1 protein-coding gene is annotated in these 896 nt (G+C 71.2%); it reads left to right on the top strand.

Annotated elements, in window-relative coordinates; all coding sequences use genetic code 11:
• Positions 1-146: 146 nt before the first annotated feature.
• Positions 147-896 (top strand): SDR family NAD(P)-dependent oxidoreductase (locus tag TN53_RS41125; protein ID WP_046263998.1); only part of this gene is annotated, 750 nt, incomplete at its 3' end.

Below are 896 nucleotides of genomic sequence, written 5' to 3'. Positions count from 1 at the left end.
CCACCGCCACACGGAAGACATCCGCCCGGCGCAGTACGGCCATGGCGGCCGGCCTGCCCCTCCAGCCCGAGCCGTACGCTCACCTTCCACTTCCGCATCGATTCCACCAGGCGTTCGATTTGATCAGTGCGTCTAGGGTTCGAGGCATGAGCTCGCAGACATATCTCTCCGAAGTCTTCTCCCTGGACGGCCGGGTCGCCGTGGTGACCGGGGGCAGTTCCGGCATCGGCCGGGCGATCGCCGGGGCGCTCGCTCGCGCCGGGGCGAGTGTGGTGGTCGTGGCGCGCAAGGAGGCGGAACTGGTCGCCACGGTCGACGAGTTGACCGCGGAGGGCTGCCGGGCGGCGTGGGTGAGCGGCGACCTGGGCACCCGTGCCGGGGTGCGTGCGGCGGCGGAGCAGGCGGCGGAGGTGTTCGGGGAGCCCGACATCCTCGTCAACAGCGCCGGGATCAATCTGCGGCCGCCGATGGATGAGCTGGGCGAGGACGTGTGGGACACCACGATGGCGGTGAACCTGGAGGCACCGTTCCTGCTGGGCCGGCGGTTCGGGCCCGGCATGGCCGAGCGGGGTTTCGGACGGATCATCCACATCACCTCGCAGCAGGCGCACCGGGCGTTCGTGCAGAGCGGCGCCTACGGGGTCTCCAAGGGTGCGCTGGAGTCGCTTGCCCGTTCACAGGCCGAGGCGTGGTCGCCGTACGGCGTCCCCTGCAACACCCTCGTGCCGGGTTTCCTGATGACGCCGCTCAACGCACGGCTGGCGTCCGACCCCGAGAAGGTGGCGGAGCTGGCCGCGCGCACGATGGTCGGGCGCAACGGTCTGGCCGAGGACTTCGCGGGTGCGGCGGTGTTCCTGGCGAGCGGCGCCTCGGCGTACGTCACGGGGCAGGCGCTC

Source organism: Streptomyces sp. WM6386 (assembly GCF_000972385.1).
Lineage (GTDB): Bacteria > Actinomycetota > Actinomycetes > Streptomycetales > Streptomycetaceae > Streptomyces.
The sequence above is the reverse complement of the archived record's forward strand: the minus strand, read 5'-3'. Positions and strand labels throughout refer to the sequence as shown.